Consider the following 15,843-nt stretch of genomic DNA (forward strand, 5'->3'; position numbering starts at 1 on the left):
CACGCCCCGGCGGCCTGACGCTCGACTTCGACCCGCGGCTCGCGGACGAGGAGTTCGACCCGCGGCTGAACGGCCCGGAGTACGCGCCCTCGAACGCCGGGCAGCGGCGCGAGGACCGCAAGCTCGCGGCGATCGGCATCCGGGTCGCCAAGGGCGTGACGATGCACGGCTTCGCGCTGAACTGCTCGCCGGACCTGACGGCGTACGACCGCATCGTGCCGTGCGGCATCCGGGACGCCGGCGTCACCTCGCTGTCGCAGGAGCTGGGGCGGCATGTGAGCGTGGCGGAGGTGCTGCCGGTGGTCGAGAAACACCTGACCGCGGTGCTCACCACGGCCGTCCCGCTGCCCCGGGCGGTCTGAAGCCGCGCCGGGCCGCCCGGGGCCACCTGGAGCAGCCGTCCGGAGCAGCCACCCCGGGCCCGCCCGAGCAGCCCCCCGCCGTCCAGGAATTCACCGGCGTAAGCTGGCGTTCACCGAAGAATCAAAGCCTCAGCATCACCTCAGCTTTAGGGAGCCGGTCGTGTCCGCAGTCACACCCGACGGACGCAAGATGCTGCGCCTGGAGGTCCGCAACAGCCAGACCCCCATCGAGCGCAAGCCCGAGTGGATCAAGACCCGGGCGAAGATGGGCCCCGAGTACACCCAGATGCAGTCGCTCGTGAAGCGCGAGGGCCTGCACACGGTGTGCCAGGAGGCCGGCTGTCCCAACATCTACGAGTGCTGGGAGGACCGCGAGGCGACCTTCCTCATCGGTGGCGACCAGTGCACCCGGCGCTGCGACTTCTGCCAGATCGACACCGGCCGCCCGCAGGCCCTGGACCGCGACGAACCGCGCCGGGTCGGCGAGTCCGTCGTCACGATGGACCTGAACTACGCCACCATCACCGGCGTCGCGCGCGACGACCTGGAGGACGGCGGCGCGTGGCTGTACGCCGAGACGGTGCGGCAGATCCACGCGATGACCGCGGACCGCACGGACGGCCGTACGAAGGTCGAGCTGCTCATCCCCGACTTCAACGCCGAGCCCGCGCAGCTCGCCGAGGTCTTCGGCGCCCGCCCCGAGGTGCTCGCGCACAACGTCGAGACGGTGCCGCGGATCTTCCGCCGCATCCGGCCGGGCTTCCGCTACGAGCGCTCGCTTGAGGTCATCACCCGGGCGCGCGAGGCGGGACTGGTCACGAAGTCCAACCTCATCCTCGGGATGGGCGAGGAGCGCGCCGAGATCAGCCAGGCGCTGCACGACCTGCACGACGCGGGCTGCGAGCTCATCACCATCACGCAGTACCTGCGGCCGTCGGTGCGGCACCACCCGGTGGAGCGGTGGGTCAAGCCCGCGGAGTTCGTGGAGCTGCGGGAGGAGGCCGAGGAGATCGGCTTCGCCGGCGTCATGTCCGGGCCGCTGGTGCGCTCCTCCTACCGCGCGGGCCGGCTCTTCCAGCAGGCCGTCGACCGCCGCGCGGCACTGGAGCCGGCGCCCCGCGTGTGAGTCGCCTCACCCGGCCGTACGGGGCTGCCGGAAGAGTGACCTGGCGGGGCGGGGTGCGGGCGGCGCTGCGGCTTTCATGTGAGATTGACCGAGTGGTCACCGGCTGGTAACACATTGTCGCGAGCCTGGATTCACCGCGCACTCCCGCGTACGCGGCCCGCACCGCCGCACGTCACAGCACATCGGTTCGCTCGTTTCCGCTGAGGGGGACGCCATGCCGTCCGAGTCGGTCCACGCCCGTCCGTACATCCAGCTGCCCACGCATACGCCGGTCGCCGGCGCGCTGCGTGCTGTCGAATCCTTTCTGCTGCGCGGCGGCCAGCAGACCGCCCGCCGCAACGCCTGGGCGTCGGTCGTCGCCGACCGGCAGCGCGCCAAGGACCGCCGGGAGGCGGAGCACGAGATGGCGGCGCTCATGACGGGCCCGCGCGAGGACGCCGTACGCGACTGAGTCCGGCCGGCCCGCGGGGGCCGTACGGGGGCCGTACGTGGGGGGTGGTCGCGGTGACGGGCGTGCCGGCGGCCACGTATCCTGTGCCCCATGGCGAGTAAGACATCCGAGAACCCTGGGCGACTGGGTCAGATCGCGCAGACGTACAAGATGACCCGGCAGGCCGACCCGAAGGTCGGGCTTGTCCTTGCGGGTGTGGGCATCGTCGTCTTCGGCGTCCTGCTGGCCCTGGGCTTTGTGATCGGCCACCCCGTCTGGGCCGGGATCCTCGGCTTCCTGCTGGCCTTCCTCGCCATGGCCGTGGTCTTCGGCCGCCGCGCCGAGCGGGCCGCCTTCGGCCAGCTCGAAGGCAAGCCGGGTGCCGCGGCGGCGGTGCTGCAGAACGTCGGGCGCGGCTGGACGGTGACGCCGGCGGTGGCCATGAACAAGAACCAGGACGTCGTGCACCGCGCGGTCAGCAAGGCCGGCGTCGTGCTGATCGGCGAGGGCAACCCGAACCGGGTCAAGGGCCTGCTGGCCAACGAGAAGCGCAAGGTGTCGCGGATCGTCTACGACGTGCCGGTGCACGACTTCATCGCGGGCAACGGCGAGGGCGAGCTGCCGCTGAAGAAGCTGCGCGCCACGCTGCTGCGGCTGCCGCGCACGCTGACCGGCCCGAAGGCCACCGAGGTCAACGACCGGCTGAAGGCGCTGGGCGACCCGATGTCGAAGCTGCCGATCCCGAAGGGGCCGCTGCCGAAGGGCATGCGCATGCCGAAGGGCCGCTAGCGGCTCCGCCGGGGGGGCACGTACGAGGAAAGGGCGCCGGGGTTTGCGGCGCCCTTTCGCATGCCCGGCCCGTATACCCGGCTTCGTATGCCGGGCTCAGACGCGGATCTGGACGGCCTTGACGGCCTTGTCGTGCAGGCCGCGCGTGTCGCGGTCGAAGACGACGGCCGGGACGACCAGCACCACCAGGATCGTGCGCAGCAGCGCGCCCAGCGGCGACAGCCGGGTCCCGTCCACCGAGACGACCCGGGTGCGCATGATCAGCTTGCCGGGTGTCGCGCCGACCAGCGCCAGGCCGATCATGCTCACGCCCGCGAAGACGACCAGCGCCCAGTTGTTCGCCAGATGGACGTCACGGTGCGCGATCAGACCGTATGCGATCAAGGTGCTCAGGAACCAGTCGATCAGCAGCGCCACGATGCGGCGGCCGACCGACGCGATGGACCCCGGCCCATCCTCGGGGAGCCCGAGCCGCTCACCGCGGTACCCGAACTCCACCCCCATCTCCTCGGCTGCCGCACGGGGCCCCGAGAGCCACGATCCGATGACTTCCCTGTTGTCCACGAGACCACGGTAACCCCCGGACGGCCCAGCGCCGCAGGCCGGGGCCCGCGTCCGCCACGTCGCGGTTAACGTCTCCGAAACAAATGGGTCATGCTGGAGAAATGGCGGATGCCTATGGTCAGGGCAGTGTGTGCCACCGCACTGGCCGCACCTCGATCGCCAACCCGACCCCGCGAGGCCGGGCCTAGGAGGAGTTGGATGTTCCAGAACGCCGACGACGTCAACAAGTTCATCGCGGACGAGGGCGTCAAGTTCGTCGACGTCCGGTTCTGTGACCTGCCCGGTGTGATGCAGCACTTCACGGTCCCGGTCTCGTCGTTCGACCCGAGCGAGGAACTCGCCTTCGACGGCTCCTCCATCCGCGGCTTCCAGGCCATCCACGAGTCGGACATGGCGCTGCGCGCCGACCTGACGACCGCGCGGGTGGACCCCTTCCGCAAGGACAAGACCCTCAACATCAACTTCTTCATCCACGACCCGATCACCGGCGAGCAGTACAGCCGCGACCCGCGGAACGTGGCGAAGAAGGCCGAGGCGTACCTCGCGTCCACCGGCATCGCCGACACCGCGTACTTCGGCCCCGAGGCGGAGTTCTACGTCTTCGACAGCGTGCGCTTCCAGACGTCGTCGAACGAGAGCTTCTACCACATCGACTCCGAGGCCGGCGCCTGGAACACCGGCGCCCTGGAGAACAACCGCGGGTACAAGGTCCGCTACAAGGGCGGCTACTTCCCGACCCCGCCGGTCGACCACTTCGCCGACCTGCGCGCCGAGATCAGCCTGGAGCTGGAGGCGGCCGGCCTCCAGGTCGAGCGCCAGCACCACGAGGTCGGCACCGCCGGCCAGGCGGAGATCAACTACAAGTTCAACACGCTGCTGGCCGCGGCCGACGACCTGATGCTCTTCAAGTACATCGTCAAGAACGTCGCCTGGCGCAACGGCAAGACCGCGACCTTCATGCCCAAGCCGATCTTCGGCGACAACGGCTCCGGCATGCACGTCCACCAGTCGCTGTGGCTGGGCGGCACCCCGCTCTTCTACGACGAGCAGGGCTACGCGGGCCTGTCCGACACCGCCCGCTACTACATCGGCGGCATCCTCAAGCACGCCCCCTCGCTGCTGGCCTTCACCAACCCCACGGTGAACTCCTACCACCGCCTGGTCCCCGGCTTCGAGGCCCCGGTCAACCTGGTCTACTCCCAGCGCAACCGCTCCGCGGCGATGCGCATCCCGATCACCGGCTCCAACCCGAAGGCCAAGCGCGTCGAATTCCGCGCCCCGGACCCCTCCTCCAACCCCTACCTGGCCTTCTCCGCCCTCCTCCTCGCGGGCCTGGACGGCGTGAAGAACAAGATCGAGCCGGCCGAGCCGATCGACAAGGACCTCTACGAGCTCGCCCCCGAAGAGCACGCGAACGTCCCCCAGGTCCCCACCTCCCTCCCCGCGGTCCTCCACGCCCTGGAGGAGGACAACGAATACCTCCAGGCCGGCGGCGTCTTCACCGCCGACCTGATCGAGACCTGGATCGACTTCAAGCGCACAAACGAAATCGCCCCGATCCAACTCCGCCCCCACCCCCACGAGTTCGAGCTCTACTTCGACCTGTAGGCCGCACTCGCCCCGGGCCCCGCCGCTCCCCCCTCCGGGGGAGACGGCGGGGCCTTTGGCTTGCCCTTTTGCCCCCTGCCGGGCAGGGGGGTGGGCGTGGGACGCTGCGGGGAGGTGCGGGTGGGAGGGGTGCGGGGTGCGGGTGCGGTGGGTGGAGGAGGGGGCGGCTGCGGGCGTGGCGGTACGGGCGGGCTCGGTGGGTGCCGGGGCGCGGCCGTCGGCCATGGGGGTGGCGGCGCGTACGCCCCAGGCGGTGCTGGCGTTGCAGCGGGCGGTGGGGAATGCCGCGGTGGGGGCGGTGGTGCAGCGGTGCGGGCCCGTGCCGTGCGATTGCCCCGCCGAGGAGAAGGCGGCCCGCGAGCAGGAAGCGGGGGGCGGGGCGGCCGTACAGCGCGAGGTGGCGGCGGGAGGGCGGGCCGTGCAGCGGGAGGGAGTGGCGGGCGGCGGCCCCGTCGTGCAGCGGGAGGACGGCGGGGCGGCGGGTGAGGGGCTGCCGGTGGTGCCGGCTCCGGTCGCTGCGGGGGCTACGCATCTGGAGAGGTGGCTCGCGGAGGAGCGGGACGCCGGGCTGCTCGATCTGCCGTGGCGGGGCAACGTACCGGAGATCCCGGCGCTTCCGGGGACGGCCCCGGTGGCGCCTCCCCCGCCGGCCGGCGCGAGCATGGCCCCGACGCCGGGCGCACCGCTCGGGCCCGTACCGGGCACTCCGGGCGGACCGCCGCCAGGGATGCCGCCGCAGCCGGTGGGACCCGTACCGCGGACGCCCAAGGGGCCGGTGCCGGAGACGCCCGCGGAGCCCGTGCCGTCGACGGCCGCCCGGCCGGGGCTCGGGTTCGGGGCGGGGCTGGCCTTCGCGGGGTTCGAGCTGGTCGCCGCGATCGGCGCGGGCCTCGCCGTGTTCTTCTACTCCACCCACGCGCCGGCCTGGCGCGACGAGACCAGCGTCTCGGGATGGGGCTTCGACAGCGAGGCCGAGTGGACGTGGTGGCACCGGACCCTGGACCAGCAGCAGCGGGAGTACCTGATCATGCTGTCCAAGGTCCGGCGGGAGAAGAAGGACGTGGGCGCGGACGCGAGCCCGGACCCGTTCGCCGTGCCCGGCGAGGCCGCCGGCGCGGACGGCGACAAGAAGCGGGCCCCGACGTGCCTGTCCCTGCCCGTGCCCCGCCGCGGCGGCAACGCCCGCCACGACGCCTACGCCACCAAGGTCACCCGCGGCCCGCTCGACCAGTTCGTCCGTACCCCGGCCGGCCTCGCCATCACCTACGACGGCCGCTCCGACGGCCTCCTGGTGTGGGAGGTCAAGACCGGCCACGGCTGGATGTTCGACCCCGAGTCCCACGCCCTGGCCCTCCGCATCGTCGCCGAATGGGACGCCCAACGCCGACGCGGCCTCGACGTCGCCGACGCCTGCGGCTACCAGCACGTCTGGTCGGTGAGCGACCGCTGGATCCGCGAGTCCCTGCTCGTCCGCTGGGGCGGCAGCCCGTTCGTCTTCAACATCCCGGAGTAGCCTCCGTCGCGGACCGTCCGACCTCACATCAGCCGAGGCCCGCCGCCATAAAGGCGTTCACACGACGCCGATGCCGGTTGCCACCCCCGGGCGGTTTCGCCCGGGTGGGTTCGCATCAGGCTTCCGACTGCCTGGGGTCGCGTACGGCTCCCGTCGGCTACTTGCCGGCGCGGCCGGATCGCGCCATTTCCTCCTCGGTGCCTTGACCGAGGCACTGTCCCGGCGAGAGCGTCGCGCCCGAGGCAGCGGTCGGCTCGGTTGGTGGAGGGGATCTTGGAACTGCAGTTCTTCGGGATCGACCCGAACACGCCCAACGGCGGCTCGCCCACTGTCTGGGTGGACGACGAGAAAGCCGAGATCGTCATCCAGGGGTGGCTCCCGGACATGGAGATGTACGCGAAGATCAGCGAGACCGAGTGGGTGGAAGGACACCCCACCGGCGTGCCCGACCACGAGGCCGTGGTGCGCATCCCGGCCCGGATGGTTCCGATCCTGCGGAAGGCGTGCGATGCAGCAGAACGTGCCGGACTTCACCGCCCTGCTGAGGAGCGCTGAGCGCTCGGCCGTCCATCTGGAGATGCGTGACTCCTACATGGACGACCCGGTGTTCGCCGCCTGGCGGGCGAGGAACGAGGTTGAGCTGCCCGGCGAGTACCTGGAGTGGCGGGCACTGGTGAAGGAGACCGTGGGGCGCGGGGTACGGCTGCGGCGGGCCCGGGTCGTCTCCGAGCCGGTGACCGACTACATCCGCTGGGAGCACTCCCTGACCGCCGCGCACAACATCGCCGCGGGCGAGGACGTCCGCTGGCTGCCCCGGCGGATCGCCTCCGACCTCCTCCTGCCCGGGAACGACCTGTGGCTCATCGACGAAAAGCGCGTCCTCTTCCACTGGTTCACCGGGGACGGCGAATGGGCCGGCCACGAGTTCACCGAGGGACCCGGCACGGTGAAGAGGGTTGCCGACGCGTTCGAGGCCGTGTGGGAACGGGCGGTCCCGCATGACCGGTTCACCGTCTGACACGCGGCATCGCGCCCGGTTCACGCCATGCCGGCCTCTCCTTCATCGAGCGTCGTCGAAGCGCGGAAAGCCCTCGCCCGCCGGCTGAGCGATCTGCGCAAGGACGCCGGGCTCACCGGGGAGGAGCTTTCCGCCCGGTGCGGGTGGGACGCGGCGAAGACCAGCCGGATCCAGAGCGCCAAGAAGGCACCCTCCGAGGCGGACATCCGGGCCTGGTGCGTGGCGTGCGACGCCGGGGACCGGATCCCGGACGTGATCGCCGCGGCCCGCGCGGTCGAGTCGATGTACACGCAGTGGCACCAGATGGAGCGCACCGGACTCCGGGCGGCCCAGGAGTCGGTGGGCGCGCTGTACGAGCGCACCCGGCTCTTCCGCGTGTACGCCAGTCGGGTCCTGCCCGGCATGGTGCAGACGGCCGGGTACACCGCCGCTGTACTGCGCTCGGTCCAGCGCGAGCGCGTGGTGGTCGACGATGTCGAGGAGGCAGTACAGGCCCGGACGGAGCGGCAGCGCATGCTCTTCTCCGGCCGCCACAGCTTCGGCTTGTTGATCGAGGAGTACGTGCTGCGTACGGCCGTGTGCGACGCGCAGACCCACGCCGGGCAACTGCGCCACCTGATCGCCGTGGGCTCGTGGCCCTCCGTCAGCTTGGGGATCATCCCCACGGGGTGCGACCGACCTCATCTGCCGGTCGAGGACTTCTACGTGTTCGACGAGGCCGAGGTGGCCGTGGAACTCACCTCCGGGTATCTGCGGATCACCCAGCCCGAGGAGATCGCCGACTACGTCCGTACCTTCACCGACCTGGCCCGTATGGCTGTTCACGGCTCTCGCGCGCGTGAGCTCATCGTCGCCGCGATCGATGCCCTCGGGTGAATTCCGCGCAAGAACCCGCAACTTCGTTGAGGGGGCTTCCGCACCGCTCCTACGGTGACGCACGAGGACGAACGAGAGGAGCACCCCGTGAGCACTGCAACGATCGAGTTGGGCCGGTTCCTGACCATCACCGGCCGACGCTTACAAGAAGGCGAGTCCGCGCCCGAGATGTTCTCCGGCGCGGTCGACGCCGCGTGGCACGCGATGCTCGGCACCGCCGGCTACCCGGCTTTCTGCGAGCGGACCGCCGGGCGGGAGATCCGCCATGCCGCGAACGCCGGCATGGGTCCGATCGGCTGGGTCGGCGCGTACGAGGAGGCGTACGGGCCGCTGCCCGAGATCTGGTTCACCGACGCCGAGGGCCGGGTGGACCGCGAGGCCATGGCCCGCTACCGGGCGACCGGCCGCGTGGTGGCCGAGTGGGACTGCAGTCCCACCACCGGCGACGAGGACGAGATCGCGCCACCGGCCGACCGGCGGTGACCACCGCACACGCGAAGGCGGCGTCCCGGCCCATCACCGGGGCGCTTCGCCTCGTCGAACCGCGTACGGCCCGGCCAACGGCCGTGGATCTCGGCGGCTACGTGGAACGTATGACCGCCCACTGCCCGTACCTGGCGCCCTCCGTCCGGCTCGGCCAGACCGGTTGGACCGTCTACCGCGTTGAAGGCGACGCAGACACCGCGGAAGCAGACCTGTTCGCCGCGGGAGTGCGGGCCGCCGAGTGGGTGCGCGCGGGTGCCCGGGAGCCGTACGGCTCGCTGCGGTGCGAGAACGTCGTCATCCTGGGCGAGGTCGCCGGCGCCACGCACGAAGATCTGATGGCGTGGCCCCACTGGGTCCTCAAGCACCTCTACGGCCCGGTGGGCGTCATGGTCGGGAAATTCCGCGCGGGTGAGGAGGAGACGAGCAGGGCCGGTGGGCGCGTCCCGGCGGCGCCGGTCTCGTTCCTTCCCGTACGGGCCGCCGTTCGCCGGCGCGACCCGGCGTTCCTCGGCGCGACCCCCGATCTGGCCGCCGCACTCGCGACGGGCGAGGACGACGGACGTGACGTGTTCGACAACGTCCCGAGGGGATGGAAGGAGATCCGTACGTGGGCGACACAATTGCTCCCCCCGCTGAAGCCCTCGAACGGCTGACCCTGCGGATCGGCGGCCCTGTCGCCGTACAGCTGCTGAGTGACCGGCGGGGGTCGCGGGCGTGGAAGGTGTCCGGGCCGCTGGGCGCGGTCGCCGTGAAGGCGAACAACCCGGAAGGCGGCTTGCGGGACAAGGCCGCGGAGATGGCGCAGGAGGACGACCACCTGGTGCGGCTCACCCGGGCGGGAGCGCTGCCGCGCGGGTACCGGGTGGACGCGGGGGTGTGGGAGGGCGGGCGGTGGCTGGCCGTACGGTGGATCGAGGGGGTTCCCGTGTGGCGGGCGTTCGCTCCCGCGCGCCGGGCGGGTGGAGAGCTTCGGCCGTGGCTGCTCGGCGTCGCAAGGACCTGGGCCGTTCGGCTGGCCGGGATGCATGCCGCAGGATGGGCCCACGCGGACGTCCAGCCCACGAACACCCTGGTCACGGAGGCCGGCCGCGCCGAGGTCATCGACTACGCCCTCGCCTGCGGTCCCGGGGGCGGGCCGCGCCTGCCCTACCGGGGCGCCCTCACCCACACCACCGCTCCCGAGATCGCCGCCGCGGTCCTGGCGACCGTCCCCTGCACCCACGTCCCCGCCGAGCCCCCGGCGGACGTCTGGAGCCTGGGTGCTTCCCTCTTCTGGTGCTGGACGGGACGCCGTCCGGTCGACTACGAGGACGCCGTCCCTCGGGAGGACAAGCTCCGCGCCATCGCGACGGGGGCGACCCTCCCGCTCGACGACGCCCGGCCCTGGGCCTTCCCCCGTTTCGAGGCCGCGATCCGCGCATGCCTGACCCCGGCACCGGCCGACCGGCCTTCCGCCGCCGACGTCGCCCGCCTCCTCGCCCCTTCGTGATCGTGCTGCGCGCCCTCGTACCCACCGACGCCCCGGCGGTCCGCCGCGTCTACAGCGGGGCCGCCGTCACCTTCCTCGGCCGCCGGGCGATGACCGACCGGGAAGCCGTGGAGTACGTGCTGCACGCGGCGGAGTGGGCCGCCGCAGATCCGACCGTGCAATACGTACTCGGCGTGGATGTCGCCGGGGACCTGCTGGGCCTGGTCAAGCTCGGTCACCGCCCCGGTGGGCACGGGCGGGTGGGCTACGTCCTGCGGGACGACAGCTGGGGCCGCGGCTACGCGACCGCGGCGGTGCGGGAACTGGCCCGCTTCGCCTTCACGAACGCCGGCTTCCTGAGCCTCGGGGCCAAGCACCACCCCGGCAACACCGCCTCGGGGCGAGTGCTCGTGAAGGCCGGGTTCACCCGGCTCGGGATCCGGGACGGGATGGTCGAGTACATGCTCGCCGCACGGGGCTGAGCGGGCCGGGTACCGACGGGTGTGGCTCGCGTCACCCGGGGCGGACGTATCGGGGGAAAGAGGGGCACACTGGGGGGCATGCCGGAGTTGCCTGAGGTGGAAGCGTTGGTGGGGTTTCTGCGTGAGCGGGTGGTGGGGGAGGTCGTGGAGAAGGTGTATGCCGTGGGGGTGCATGCGCTCAAGACGTATGAGCCGGGGGTGGCCGCGTTGGAGGGGCGGCGGGTGGATGAGGTGGGGCGGTTCGGGAAGTTCCTGGGGGTCAGGGCGGGGGATGTGTGGCTGGTGATGCATCTGGCGCGCGGGGGGTGGGTGCGGTGGAGTGACGCGATCGCGCAGGTGCCGCCGCGGCCGGGGAAGGGGCCGCTGGCGTTGCGGGTGCGGCTGGTGGGCGGGGCCGGGTTCGACGTCACGGAGGCCGGGACGCAGAAGCGGCTGGCGATCTACGTCGTACGGGACCCGCAGCAGGTGCCCGGCGTGGAAAGGCTCGGGCCGGACCCGCTCGCGGAGGGCTTCACGCGCGAGGTGTTCGCCGGGCTCCTGGAAGGTGAGCGGCGGCAGATCAAGGGCGTGCTGCGGGACCAGGGCGTCATCGCCGGGATCGGCAACGCCTACTCCGACGAGATCCTGCACGCCGCCAGGATGTCGCCCTTCAAGCTCGCCGCGAGCCTCACCCCGGAGGAGGTCACGCGGCTGTACGAGCTCGTCGGCACGACGCTGACGGACGCCGTCGAGCGCTCCCGGGGGCTGCCGCTGCGCGACCTGAAGGCCGAGAAGAAGAGCGGGCTGCGCGTGCACGGCCGTAAGGGCGAGCCGTGCCCGGTGTGCGGGGACACCATCCGCGAGGTCTCGTACCGCGACTCCGCGCTCCAGTACTGCCCCACCTGCCAGACCGGCGGCAAGCCCCTGGCCGACCGCCGGCTGTCCCGGCTGCTGAAGTAAGCCCTGCGGCCGAGGTCCCCCGCCGCCGAGGTGCCCGCGCCGCCGAGGTGCCCGCGCCGCCGAAGTGGACCTCAGCGCTCCGTGATCTCGTCCCGCCACGAGTGCTGCGGCTCATAGCCCAGCACCTCCCGCGCCCGGGCGATGCTCAGCAGCGTCTCGTACGTCTCCACCGGCCGCGTCAGCCGCACCTCCGGGAACGTTTCCGCCAGCAGCTCCGCCGACGGGCGGTTCATGATCGTGTCCGCCGCGGCGATGACGAAGCTCTGCGCCCCGGTCACCGGCGCCGTCAGGGACAGCCGGCAGGCCGCCGCGACGTCGCGCGCGTCCACGTAACCCCACAGATTCCAGCGGCGCGTGGCCGGGTCGGGCCAGTAGGAGGGCACGCGGCGGTAGTCCTCGGGGACGTGGACGTTCGACAGCCGCAGGCCGACGAAGGGGATGCCGGACCACTCGGCGATATGCGTGGCCGCGGTCTCGCCCAGCACCTTGGAGAGCGCGTACGTGCTCGTCGGGTACGGGTAGTGCTCCTCGTCGACGGGCGCGTAGCGCGGCGGGGTGTCGAAGGGCAGGCCGAGCGTGGTCTCGCTGGACGCCCACACCACCCGGGAGAGCCCCACCTGGACCGCGGCGAGGAAGACGTTGTCGTTCATCGCCGTGTTGGTGGTCAGGGTGTACGGGGCCGGGGCGAGGCCCGGCGCGGGGATGTTGGCGAGGTGGACGACGGCGTCGGCGCCGGCCAGCGCGTCGACGGCCTGCCCGTAGTCGGTGAGGTCGGCGCGCAGCAGCGGGACGCCGATCGCGTCGAAGAGGGCCCGCTGGGCGGGGCTGACGTCGATGTCGACGGCGCGCACGCCGATGCCGTGCTCGACGAGGTCGGCGACGACGACTCGGCCGGTCTTGCCGGTGGCCCCGGTGACGGCGACGGTGGTCATGGGCGTACTCCAGGTGGGGACGGAAGAGGACGTAGGCGAGGGGGGCTCAGACGCGGTCGATGTGGACGTTCGTGGACTTCACCCGGGCCACCGCCTCCGCGCCGACCTCCAGGCCCAGTTCCTCGACGGCCTCGCGCGTGACGAGGGAGACCAGGCGGTGCGGGCCGGCCTGGATCTCGACCTGCGCGGCGACGTCGCCGAGCTTGACGGCGGTGACGATGCCGGGGAAGGCGTTGCGCACCGAGGTGCGGGAGGGCTCGTCGTCGGTGTCGGCGGACTGCGCGATCTCGACGGAGAAGGCGGCCAGGTCGCGGCCGTCGATGAGGCGGCGGCCGGCGTCGTCGCGGTGGGTGGCGACCCGGCCGGCGTCGGCCCACCGGCGGGCGGTGTCCGGGCTCACGCCGAGCAGGCGGGCGGCCTGCCCGATGGTGTACGACTGCATGCGCCCAGCCTAGGGCGTGGCCTGGACGGATCGGCGGCGGACGGCGGGCGGATCGGCTGCGGTGCCGGACACGTCCGCGGCCGGCGGCGCAAGGGGCGTACCGGCCGAAGGCGTGGCCAAAGGCATGTCGAAGTCGCCGGGCGGCAGGCAGACTTGCCCCATGACGTCGAAGCCGCTGAGCAAGGGTGCGAACACACCGGTCGCCGCGACCGCCGTACGGGTGGTGCTGACCTGGGCGGCGGGCCCGCCCGGGGGAACGGATCCGGACGCGTCCGCGCTGCTGCTGACCGGGGACGGGAAGGTGCGCGGGGACGGCGACTTCGTCTTCTACAACCAGCCGCGGCACGCGTCGGGCGCGGTGCGGCACACCGGCAAGCAGGGCGCGGGCACAGGCGCGGGCGGCGCGGTGACGGACAGCGTCGAGGTGGACCTGGCGCGGCTGGAGCCGGCGGTGGAGCGGGTGGTGGTCGCGGCGTCCGTGCACACGGGGACGTTCGGGGCGCTGTCCGGGCTCGGGCTGCGGCTGGTGGACGCCGGGACGGGCGAGCAGCTGGCCCACTTCGACTTCACGGCCTCGACGGAGACCGCGCTGGTCGGCGGCGAGCTCTACCGCCGGGACGGCGGCTGGCGCTTCCGCGCGGTCGGGCAGGGGTACGCGTCGGGCCTTGCGGGGCTCGCGACGGACTACGGCATCAGCGTCGACGACGAGGCCACGGCCACCGCCCCGGCCCCGGCCCCGGCGCCCACCACGCCCCAGGCCCCCGCACCCCAGACCGCCGTACCCCCCGCGCCCCGGCCCCCGGCCCCGCAGCCCACCCCGACCCTCGCCGCTCCCCCGGCCCCGCAGTGGCCCGCCCCGCCGACGCCCCCGGCGACCTACCCGGCCCCGCCCGCGCCCCCCGCGCCCCACCCCGCGCCGCAGGGCTACCCCGCGGCCCCTCCGCCGCCGGCCGCCCCCGCGCCGTACCCGTACCCGGCGGCCCCCGCCGGCCCCGCCGCCCCGCTGCCGCCCCCGCCGGCGTACGGCGGCGCGCCCTCCCCGTACGCCCAGCCGGCGCCCTCCCCCTACGCCCAGCCCGCACCGCCCCCGGCCCCGTACCCCCAGCCCGGGCCGCCCCCCGCGTACGGCGCGCCCGCCCCGAACCTGGTCAAGGGCGAGGAACACCTCCCCCTCGACATGCGCAAGCGCCTGTCCCTGCGCAAGGAGCAGGTCGCCGTCAGCCTGCGCAAGCACGGCGCCGAGAACGCCCGCGTCCGGGTCGTCCTCGTCCTGGACGCGTCCGGCTCGATGACCAGGCTCTACTCGCAGGGCATCGTCGCCGGTGTCGTCGAGCGCATGGCGGCGGTCGCCGCGCAGTTGAGCGCGGACGCGACGATGGAGGCCTGGACGTTCGCGAGCAACCCGGCCCGCCTCCCGACGCTCATGATCGGCGACCTGCCCCAGTGGATCGCCCTGCACGTCCGGGTCGGCGAGATGGCCTTCGGCCGCAAGCGCCGCAAGCCCCCGCAGGGCCTGCAACCCGGCCAGGTCGACATGCGCGCGGTCGGCATCCAGAACGAGGAGCAGAAGGTCATCGCGCAGGTACGGGACTTCGTACGGGCCGCGCCCTCGCCGTACGGCACCTTCGTGCTGTTCTTCTCCGACGGCGGGGTGCACCGCAACGGCGACATCGAGCGGGAGCTGCGGGCGGCGGTGGAGGAGCCGATCTTCTGGCAGTTCGTGGGGCTCGGCAACGCCAACTACGGGATCCTGGAGCACCTGGACACGATGGCCGGCCGCCGGGTGGACAACGTCGGCTTCTTCGCCGTCGACGACATCGCCCGGCTGTCGGACGCGGAGCTCTACGACCGGGTCCTCACCGAGCTGCCGTCCTGGCTCAAGGCCGCGACCGCGGCGGGCATCCTGCGCTGAACCCGCGGCGGCAGGGAAGCACAGACCGGGAGAGTGGAGCGGCGGCGGTACGGCCAGAGGATGGCGTCATGGCCCTACCGCCGCCGCGGCTTCACGCGCCGTAGACGTGCAGCCCGGACGCCTGGCCCGCCGGCCAGCCGGTGTTCGCGGTGAACAGCAGCCGTACGTAGCGGGCGGTCACGGCGCTCGGCAGGGTGAGCGTCGCGGTGTTGCCGGTGGCCGGGTTGAAGGTGACGCTGGTCGCCGGCAGCAGTGTCCCGGGCGTGGTGGAGGTGCCGCCCTGCACGGTGATGGTCTGCGTGCGGGTGCCCCACGCGCTGGACGGCGGCAGGTCGACGACGACGCGCTTGACGGTGAGCGCGCTGCCGAGGTCGACCTGGATCCACTGCGGGAAGGCGTTGTTGGCGCTCTCCCAGTACGTGTTGGGGTCGCCGTCCACGGCGTTGCCCGAGCCGTAGACCTGGGTGTGGCTGCTCTCGGACGTCGCCTTGTGCAGGGCCAGGTCGGTGCTGCCGGATGGCGCGTCGGTGGTGACGGTGACCTGGTTGGAGGGCGGGGAGACGTTGCCGGCCGCGTCGAGGGCGACGACGTCGAAGGTGTAGGCGGTGGCGGCGGTCAGGCCGGTGACGGTGAAGCTCGTGCCGCCGGTGATGCCGACCTGCGTACCGGTGCCGCCGCTGACCCGCAGCACCCGGTAGCCGGTGACGCCGACGTTGTCGGTGGCGGCGCTCCAGGCGAGCGCGACGGTGGTGTCGGTGTGGCCGGTGACGTGCAGCGAGCCGGGCGCGCCGGGCGGCACGGTGTCCCCGCCGCCCGAGACGACGGGTGGGGTGGGGCGGGTGGGGGTCAGCGCGATCTGGCCTTTGAGCATGCGTCCGCCGTCGCCGGTCAGGCGC

Annotated in this window: 19 protein-coding genes; 15 read left to right on the forward strand and 4 right to left on the reverse strand. The window is 72.7% G+C overall.

The window, feature by feature from the left end:
- The 4 genes from HCN08_RS34075 to HCN08_RS34090 form a co-directional block, all read left to right on the forward strand.
- Positions 1-362, forward strand: a 362-nt coding sequence (locus HCN08_RS34075; RefSeq protein WP_407648940.1) for a lipoyl protein ligase domain-containing protein, incomplete at its 5' end; no start/stop codon positions are given.
- Between the two features lie 160 nt (positions 363-522).
- Positions 523-1,488 carry a lipoyl synthase gene (gene lipA, locus HCN08_RS34080; protein ID WP_167987213.1) on the forward strand — a complete coding sequence of 322 codons (966 nt, stop codon included), beginning with the start codon at positions 523-525 and terminating at the stop codon, positions 1,486-1,488.
- Between the two features lie 214 nt (positions 1,489-1,702).
- On the forward strand, positions 1,703-1,939 hold the full coding sequence (locus tag HCN08_RS34085; RefSeq protein ID WP_167987214.1) for an SCO2195 family GlnR-regulated protein: 237 nt from the start codon (positions 1,703-1,705) through the stop codon (positions 1,937-1,939).
- A 90-nt stretch (positions 1,940-2,029) separates the two neighbouring features.
- The gene (locus HCN08_RS34090) at positions 2,030-2,707 is read left to right on the forward strand and encodes a DUF4191 domain-containing protein (RefSeq protein ID WP_167987215.1); all 678 of its coding nucleotides are present in this window, start codon (positions 2,030-2,032) and stop codon (positions 2,705-2,707) included.
- 96 nt (positions 2,708-2,803) lie between these two features.
- On the opposite strand, the gene HCN08_RS34095 is transcribed toward HCN08_RS34090, so the two are convergent.
- A complete protein-coding gene (locus HCN08_RS34095) occupies positions 2,804-3,271 on the reverse strand; it encodes an RDD family protein (protein WP_167987216.1) in 468 nt (155 codons plus the stop codon).
- Between the two features lie 198 nt (positions 3,272-3,469).
- Here HCN08_RS34095 and glnA point away from each other — a divergent pair, with 198 nt between their 5' ends.
- The 10 genes from glnA to HCN08_RS34145 all read left to right on the forward strand — a co-directional run bounded on the left by glnA (position 3,470) and on the right by HCN08_RS34145 (position 11,661).
- The gene (gene glnA / locus HCN08_RS34100) at positions 3,470-4,879 is read left to right on the forward strand and encodes a type I glutamate--ammonia ligase (RefSeq protein ID WP_167987217.1); all 1,410 of its coding nucleotides are present in this window, start codon (positions 3,470-3,472) and stop codon (positions 4,877-4,879) included.
- A gap of 136 nt (positions 4,880-5,015) precedes the next feature.
- Entirely contained in the window at positions 5,016-6,392 is a 1,377-nt protein-coding gene (locus tag HCN08_RS36340; RefSeq protein ID WP_167987218.1) for a hypothetical protein, read from the forward strand.
- Between the two features lie 273 nt (positions 6,393-6,665).
- On the forward strand, positions 6,666-6,947 hold the full coding sequence (locus HCN08_RS34110) for a hypothetical protein (protein ID WP_167987219.1): 282 nt from the start codon (positions 6,666-6,668) through the stop codon (positions 6,945-6,947).
- Positions 6,901-7,410, forward strand: coding sequence for a DUF6879 family protein (locus HCN08_RS34115; RefSeq protein ID WP_167987220.1), 510 nt, complete (start codon positions 6,901-6,903; stop codon positions 7,408-7,410). Before HCN08_RS34110 ends, HCN08_RS34115 begins: the two co-directional genes overlap by 47 nt.
- A 27-nt stretch (positions 7,411-7,437) precedes the next feature.
- Positions 7,438-8,286: a helix-turn-helix domain-containing protein gene (locus tag HCN08_RS34120; protein ID WP_167987221.1), complete on the forward strand. Its 849-nt coding sequence runs from the start codon at positions 7,438-7,440 to the stop codon at positions 8,284-8,286.
- A gap of 87 nt (positions 8,287-8,373) precedes the next feature.
- Positions 8,374-8,769, forward strand: coding sequence for a hypothetical protein (locus HCN08_RS34125; protein ID WP_167987222.1), 396 nt, complete (start codon positions 8,374-8,376; stop codon positions 8,767-8,769).
- Complete coding sequence (locus HCN08_RS34130; protein ID WP_167987223.1) at positions 8,766-9,425, forward strand: hypothetical protein; 660 nt, start codon at positions 8,766-8,768, stop codon at positions 9,423-9,425. Before HCN08_RS34125 ends, HCN08_RS34130 begins: the two co-directional genes overlap by 4 nt.
- Entirely contained in the window at positions 9,380-10,261 is an 882-nt protein-coding gene (locus tag HCN08_RS36345) for a protein kinase domain-containing protein (RefSeq protein ID WP_322974852.1), read from the forward strand. Before HCN08_RS34130 ends, HCN08_RS36345 begins: the two co-directional genes overlap by 46 nt.
- Entirely contained in the window at positions 10,258-10,722 is a 465-nt protein-coding gene (locus HCN08_RS34140) for a GNAT family N-acetyltransferase (RefSeq protein WP_167987225.1), read from the forward strand. The genes HCN08_RS36345 and HCN08_RS34140 overlap by 4 nt, the downstream gene beginning before the upstream one ends.
- A gap of 78 nt (positions 10,723-10,800) precedes the next feature.
- A complete protein-coding gene (locus HCN08_RS34145; protein ID WP_167987226.1) occupies positions 10,801-11,661 on the forward strand; it encodes an Fpg/Nei family DNA glycosylase in 861 nt (286 codons plus the stop codon).
- Between the two features lie 71 nt (positions 11,662-11,732).
- On the opposite strand, the gene HCN08_RS34150 is transcribed toward HCN08_RS34145, so the two are convergent.
- Positions 11,733-12,593 carry an NAD-dependent epimerase/dehydratase family protein gene (locus HCN08_RS34150; protein ID WP_167987227.1) on the reverse strand — a complete coding sequence of 287 codons (861 nt, stop codon included), beginning with the start codon at positions 12,591-12,593 and terminating at the stop codon, positions 11,733-11,735.
- Positions 12,594-12,639: 46 nt separating this feature from the next.
- On the reverse strand, positions 12,640-13,035 hold the full coding sequence (locus tag HCN08_RS34155; RefSeq protein ID WP_167987228.1) for a TOBE domain-containing protein: 396 nt from the start codon (positions 13,033-13,035) through the stop codon (positions 12,640-12,642).
- Positions 13,036-13,195: 160 nt separating this feature from the next.
- On the opposite strand from HCN08_RS34155, the gene HCN08_RS34160 reads away from it, so the two are divergent.
- Positions 13,196-14,947, forward strand: a complete 1,752-nt coding sequence (locus HCN08_RS34160; RefSeq protein ID WP_167987229.1) for a VWA domain-containing protein — start codon at positions 13,196-13,198, stop codon at positions 14,945-14,947.
- A gap of 91 nt (positions 14,948-15,038) precedes the next feature.
- Here HCN08_RS34160 and HCN08_RS34165 read toward each other — a convergent pair.
- On the reverse strand, positions 15,039-15,843 hold an 805-nt coding region (locus HCN08_RS34165; RefSeq protein WP_206319582.1), incomplete at its 5' end, for a galactose-binding domain-containing protein.

The organism is Actinacidiphila epipremni, from assembly GCF_012034175.1.
Taxonomy (GTDB): Bacteria; Actinomycetota; Actinomycetes; order Streptomycetales; family Streptomycetaceae; genus Actinacidiphila; species Actinacidiphila epipremni.

Coding starts and splice junctions, on each gene's coding strand:
- HCN08_RS34085 (WP_167987214.1), top strand. CDS start 1,703: ATGCCGTCCGAGTCGGTCCACGCCCGTCCGTACATCCAGCTGCCCACG.
- HCN08_RS34090 (WP_167987215.1), top strand. CDS start 2,030: ATGGCGAGTAAGACATCCGAGAACCCTGGGCGACTGGGTCAGATCGCG.
- glnA (WP_167987217.1), top strand. CDS start 3,470: ATGTTCCAGAACGCCGACGACGTCAACAAGTTCATCGCGGACGAGGGC.
- HCN08_RS34115 (WP_167987220.1), top strand. CDS start 6,901: ATGCAGCAGAACGTGCCGGACTTCACCGCCCTGCTGAGGAGCGCTGAG.
- HCN08_RS34120 (WP_167987221.1), top strand. CDS start 7,438: ATGCCGGCCTCTCCTTCATCGAGCGTCGTCGAAGCGCGGAAAGCCCTC.
- HCN08_RS34145 (WP_167987226.1), top strand. CDS start 10,801: ATGCCGGAGTTGCCTGAGGTGGAAGCGTTGGTGGGGTTTCTGCGTGAG.
- HCN08_RS34150 (WP_167987227.1), bottom strand. CDS start 12,593: ATGACCACCGTCGCCGTCACCGGGGCCACCGGCAAGACCGGCCGAGTC.
- HCN08_RS34155 (WP_167987228.1), bottom strand. CDS start 13,035: ATGCAGTCGTACACCATCGGGCAGGCCGCCCGCCTGCTCGGCGTGAGC.
- HCN08_RS34160 (WP_167987229.1), top strand. CDS start 13,196: ATGACGTCGAAGCCGCTGAGCAAGGGTGCGAACACACCGGTCGCCGCG.